Below are 5,545 nucleotides of genomic sequence, written 5' to 3'. Positions count from 1 at the left end.
GATCTCGCTTCACACTCTCACATGGATTATATCGTCCCTTGGATATACGCCAAAGGTTTGGGACGCCTACCAACACCTAAGCAAAAAGCATTTTATGACCAATACGTTCCTCATCGCTCTCAGTTTCACAATCATCGTATAACGGTAGCACCTGATGTTGTACTCAAAGAGTCTGAAGTCAAAATAGCGAATACTTTATCAATACTGGAACAGAAACTATCCCAACAGCGCTACTTAGTCGGAAGCACTTACTCTATGGCTGATATCGCGTGGTTTCCAACGCTGTATTTATTGGGGAAAGTGTTCGCGTACCCACTAAATGACTACCCTAATTTGGTTCGGTGGATGAAGGATATTGAAAATCGTCCTGCATTCGTCAATGGGGTCAAAGCGTACATGTCACCCATTCCTAATTGGTTACTTCGCTTAATTTTAAAAATTGTGCGTCTCACTGGTGGCAGAAGATAGTTAAACTTGAGGAAGTGGGCGTAGGAAGATCTGATCACGTAAGACTTGCCAGCGCTCATCCTCAAAGCGCAATTCGATATTACACTGCAGCTTCATTTCTTCTCCATTCATCCTACTGTGCTTACGGCTTAATCCACACACCGTGGAATCTCCTAACAATGTGGAAATCATGCTCCTGAAATACCTTACTACTATTGGTTCGACAAATAATCGACAACAAGCGTGTCAGGCTCAAAAGAAATCGAAAAATGAGTAAAGAACATGTCGAGTTACAATACCTATTCGCTATCCAGAACATCCATCACACTTCATTGGCTTGCTGGCAGCATGATGATCTACATGCTCTTATCTGGATTATTGATGGAGAGTCTGGAGGTAGAGTGGTTTTTTGACTCTCATACATCACTAGGCGTCGCCATCATCGCTGTATTAATACCACGGATTGCATGGCGCATTATTGAAGGCTGGCCAGAACCAGTAGGAGATTACAGCCGCACAGAGAAATATTTGGGTAAAGCCGTACATTGGTTACTGATGTTGTGCATGATTATGATGCCATTATCTGGTGTCGTTATGTCTGTAGCAGGAGGGCATGGCCTTCACATCTTTGCATTGGAAGTATGGCCGGAAACCGTCGACCCAAATACTCCTGGTGAAGTATTAATACTGTCCCCTACCCTCCAAGAGTTGTCTGAAACAGTTCATCACATCATAGGTCAGTACCTTCTACCCATTGCTTTGGTATTACACGTAGCAGGAGCGGTAAAACATCACATCATCGATAAAGACCGAACCCTACTAAAAATGCTCGGACGATAGACTGTAAAGACAATCTAAGCCTATTATTGAGGGCTCATGTCCTATGACATCTTGCCCTCAACACTCAAAATACAGCGTTTTTGACTTCTATTGAAAAAACCATCCCATTTTCAGTTGAACTTTTTACGCCATAGCAAGAATAGGCACAAAAACGCTTATACAGTGAAAAGCCGTACTTAGAATAAAAACCGTGGTTACAATCATTATCAGTCCATAGGAACACGCGTCCTAGCTGGTTACATCGACAGAAATCCATATAACGGTTCATTAACTTCCTGCCCAACCCCTTCCCTTGTAAAGATGGACTAACGATAAATAGATTCACTTCCCCCTCGAAAAGACAAGCATCTTTCTCACCTAGAGCATCATTCAATGTAAACAACATGAGTTCTTGTTTCGCAATGTCTGGATCGCCAAAATCGCCATTGTTAATTTTCTTGTTCTTCCATTTATTGTTGAGTCTGTCTTTTCGTACGAACTTCAGCTCCTCAATATATGATATCTCTTCTTTACTTCCAAACAAGATACCGACGACTTGGTCGAACTCATCAACGATTATCTCTAGGTGATGATTCCAGTTAAGGCACGTTTTTAAGTAATATTCGTAGATAATCCTGTTACAAGGAACATTTACAAATCTTGAGTGGAAGTTCCAAGTTGACATAATTAGGTCCACACAGCCAGCAAAGTAATGCTCGGTGTAAGGCTCAAAACGATATTGTTCTACTGACATAAAACGCTCACCTGTTTCTATCAATTCATTATGTGTTGTGATGTCTGGCATTTACTCTTTCTCAGCTTGTATCACTGCTTCATAACCAGACTCAAAAGCCGCATCAAACGTAGGATAAGCCATGTAATCCCCAGCTAAATACACGCCAGATAACGTTGATTTAAGTTGATACAAACGGGTGAAATACCCCTTATTAAACACTGGGTACGCGTGGTAAAAACGTTTTATGTCATATCCAATTACTTTCTCTTTTAAATCAGGCACAACCAAATTTAATTCGTTGAATATGATCGCCATAAGCTCTGCATCACTGCTCTTTAAAAGTGACTTATCAGCCACGCCTTGAGGTGCCATATACACGCTAGCAACATACTCTTTAACATCACGAAGCTCTGGTGAGTAGTACCTTTCTACCCATGTCGCATCATAAAGGTCAGTAATCACTTGACCATCTAGAATAGCTAGATCAAAAGCTTGATTAAAAATAGGGACATCGGAAAACAGTGCGACCGTGGCATACTGTGCATACTCCACTTGTTCGAGTATGTTTTTTTGTTCATTACTCAGTACTTCTTTCGCAAGATAGGCAGCCACAGGTGCGGACGTCGCTAAGATAACCTTTTCAGTGGTAAGAGTGTGCAACTCACCGTCTCGAATAAACTCCACTTTGTATCCAATCTCAGCTTTACTGATTTTATTAACACTTGAGTGATAGTGAATCTGTTTATTAAGTTCGCTTGCAATGGCTGTCGCTATCGAAGCGATACCGGTTTGTGTCGTCCACGATTCTGAATGACTAGTGGCGTCAGGCTCCGTCAAGTCAGACACATCTTCAACATCGACGTAGTCAAAGATGGCCTCAGGAATAAAACTTAATGCAGATATCTCCGTTAGATTGGCCCCAAATAAGCCTCGAGCCATTACGTTGTATCGTTGTTGAATAAAAGGAGAAATTTTGTGAGCATCAAGCCACTCTTTTGCAGAAACAGTATCGAGCTTACGCAACTCTTTAAACGTCAGCTCTTTAGTACTATTTAGCAAAGTAATAAACTTCTGAAACTCTTGCTCACCTGCATGTTCAATGGTCAAACGAGCTAATTCTTGACCACCGATATACATATTCCCTTCAAAGAAGCTCGCATCCATGGGTGAGGGAATCTCAACCATAGGGATCCTCAAATCCTGAATGACCTCCGCTAAATATCCTTCAGGCTCACCAAGATACTCCGTTCCTTTTGCATAATGAAAATGGCCATGAGTTCCATTTTCTGCAATACCACCTGGGCGTTCATTTTTCTCAAGAACAATGAACTCTTTTTCTAGGCTCTTCAACTTATAAGCCGCTGATAAACCCGCTGAACCTGCACCCACAACGACATATTCATACTGGGGCTCGCTTGCAAGCGCATGACCACTACATAGCAAAGTCGCTAGTGTCACCTTTGTGATCATTTGGAAAAGTTTCATAAATACCTACTGCATTATCATAAGTTCAGATTTTCGATGCAGGTACTATAAACAAAGTGCAGTTATCAATCGGTTATCAAGTTTTCACGTTCAAACTTGCCACAACGCTGTTCGACTGATAATCGATAGAAAACAAGTACCCTCTAGAGGCACATATTTTCTCAACAAGATACAAGCCATAACCATAAGATTCTTTGCCCTTTGTGTGGTTAGCATTCTCTTCATATGGGTTTGCAACAGTCAATACGCCACCATCAAGGATGATATCTATCTGCCCATCCGTACTATATTGAAGAGCATTTCGGACAAGGTTAACAATCGCCAAGTGTATTGCTCCATAGTTACCACGTATTTTATATCTTGGCTCGAGTGTACATTTGACCTCTATTACGGTATCTCTTCCTTTTAGAAGGTAGTCATTGTCATTAATCACCTGGTGAATCAACGCGGTTAAATCTATTTCCTCCTCGGTTAGCGGTTGATTGTTTTTTCTAGAAAGCCATAGCAAGGTTTTCACCAAATAGTTCATATTGGTTATCGCGTAAGATATGCGGCCATTGATTTTGGCGACCCTCTCTTCAACCTCCAATCTATCTAGAAGCTCAACACTAGACGCGATAATGGCAATTGGCGTTCTCAACTCATGGCTCATGGTACTGAGGAACAACTCTTCTTTATCAATGATTTCTTTTTGTTTATCTAAACTACTTTGGTAACTATGCACAACTTCGATGAGCTCTTGATATTTGATTTTGTCATAAGGGATGGGATTGGAAGGCTCCGAAAGCCACAAAGACATCGCTCGAATAGGGTGTATCAGAAGGTAGTAAAGCGAGAGAAAAATAAGGATAACACCAACAAGCAGCAGTGCACTAAAAACACCTAACGTTCGTGTATTTTCATACCATAATGCTTGTTCATATTGCATTTGTTCCTCTAATGCCTCCAAGTACTCGGAGACGATAAACATATTGCTTTGTTGTTCGTTTAAGCGATATTTAAGTACATATACATAAACGTTTTGCTTGTCTGAATTGGTCAGCGCACGTTGATATAATTGATCATTCTTCATATCGTCCCATGAAAAAGCCTCTCTGATATACGGAGGGAGATGTTCTACACGATGATACGCAGCCAAGAGTCCAGCTTGTGGAACAAATTCCGAGTCCTCTCTTAGGCCATTTTTTTCGATGAGCAGGCCGTAGTAAATCATCATGTTCTCGGTATCAGTGTCGATACTCATCTGTTGAATCACAAAGCCTAAAGCACAAACAAAAGCCAAAATACTGACAAGAAACAGTGCCGAAACGGTATAAATCCTCTTACGTAGACTCGGCATATCATGACTCTCTTAGGGCAAAACCCACTTTAGGTATGCTATGAACCAACGCCGAAGAGAAAGGCTTGTCTATGCTTTGTCGTAACTTGTGAATTTGTACTTTTAAATTGTTGTCACTGATTTCCTCGCCCCATACTTCCTGCTCTAACGTTGTCTTGCTCACTACATTTGGACTATGTCTAATAAGACACTCTAACAACTTCCAACTTAGTGGCGCTAAATTCAGTTCAACAGAGTCACGATGTACAGTGTGTGATGTTGTATCGACACGAAGATCGCCAATATGGAAAACACTCGATACTTGACCTCGACTTCGATTAGCCAACGCTTTGAGCCTGGCGCTAAGTTCAGCCATTGCAAATGGCTTTGTCACATAGTCATCCGTGCCGACCCGGAAACCTTCCAATTTATCATTTAGCGAATCTTTCGCTGTCATCATCAATACAGGCGTAATCACGCCCTTGTTTCTCAACGATTCGCAAACCGAGAAACCATTTAACTTTGGCAGCATCACATCAAGAACAATAATGTCGTACTGGTTCTCCATCGCTAAACTCAGGCCAGCAAGGCCATTGTATGCAAAATCACATTCAATGTTATCGAGCGCAAGATAGTCACTTAAAGCTGACGCCAATACCTTGTCATCCTCAACCAATAAAACAAGCATGATTTGCCTTCCTTACGTTTCAAATATCAACAATGATATTTTATCACACAGG

The 5,545-nt window shown here is 41.3% G+C and carries 6 protein-coding genes; 2 read left to right on the top strand and 4 right to left on the bottom strand.

What is annotated here, in order from left to right; translation table 11 throughout:
* Together AC4MRV_RS21390 and AC4MRV_RS21385 are read left to right on the top strand one after the other, a co-directional pair.
* Positions 1-468: glutathione S-transferase family protein (locus AC4MRV_RS21390; RefSeq protein WP_491189307.1), on the top strand; the 468-nt coding region annotated here is incomplete at its 5' end.
* A 261-nt stretch (positions 469-729) separates the two neighbouring features.
* On the top strand, positions 730-1,287 hold the full coding sequence (locus AC4MRV_RS21385; protein ID WP_491189306.1) for a cytochrome b: 558 nt from the start codon (positions 730-732) through the stop codon (positions 1,285-1,287).
* 64 nt (positions 1,288-1,351) lie between these two features.
* On the opposite strand, the gene AC4MRV_RS21380 is transcribed toward AC4MRV_RS21385, so the two are convergent.
* From AC4MRV_RS21380 to AC4MRV_RS21365, 4 genes are all read right to left on the bottom strand, one after another.
* Positions 1,352-2,071 carry a GNAT family N-acetyltransferase gene (locus AC4MRV_RS21380; protein ID WP_491189305.1) on the bottom strand — a complete coding sequence of 240 codons (720 nt, stop codon included), beginning with the start codon at positions 2,069-2,071 and terminating at the stop codon, positions 1,352-1,354.
* Positions 2,072-3,487, bottom strand: a complete 1,416-nt coding sequence (locus AC4MRV_RS21375) for a flavin monoamine oxidase family protein (RefSeq protein ID WP_491189304.1) — start codon at positions 3,485-3,487, stop codon at positions 2,072-2,074. It abuts the gene before it with no gap.
* Between the two features lie 76 nt (positions 3,488-3,563).
* Positions 3,564-4,826: a histidine kinase dimerization/phospho-acceptor domain-containing protein gene (locus AC4MRV_RS21370; RefSeq protein WP_491189303.1), complete on the bottom strand. Its 1,263-nt coding sequence runs from the start codon at positions 4,824-4,826 to the stop codon at positions 3,564-3,566.
* A gap of 1 nt (position 4,827) precedes the next feature.
* The gene (locus AC4MRV_RS21365; protein ID WP_491189302.1) at positions 4,828-5,493 is read right to left on the bottom strand and encodes a response regulator transcription factor; all 666 of its coding nucleotides are present in this window, start codon (positions 5,491-5,493) and stop codon (positions 4,828-4,830) included.
* Between the last annotated feature and the right edge of the window lie 52 nt (positions 5,494-5,545).

Source organism: Vibrio sp. (genome assembly GCF_984391705.1).
This window is presented reverse-complemented; position numbering and strand designations above follow the sequence as displayed.

Coding starts and splice junctions, on each gene's coding strand:
- AC4MRV_RS21385 (WP_491189306.1), top strand. CDS start 730: ATGTCGAGTTACAATACCTATTCGCTATCCAGAACATCCATCACACTT.
- AC4MRV_RS21380 (WP_491189305.1), bottom strand. CDS start 2,071: ATGCCAGACATCACAACACATAATGAATTGATAGAAACAGGTGAGCGT.
- AC4MRV_RS21375 (WP_491189304.1), bottom strand. CDS start 3,487: ATGAAACTTTTCCAAATGATCACAAAGGTGACACTAGCGACTTTGCTA.
- AC4MRV_RS21370 (WP_491189303.1), bottom strand. CDS start 4,826: ATGCCGAGTCTACGTAAGAGGATTTATACCGTTTCGGCACTGTTTCTT.
- AC4MRV_RS21365 (WP_491189302.1), bottom strand. CDS start 5,493: ATGCTTGTTTTATTGGTTGAGGATGACAAGGTATTGGCGTCAGCTTTA.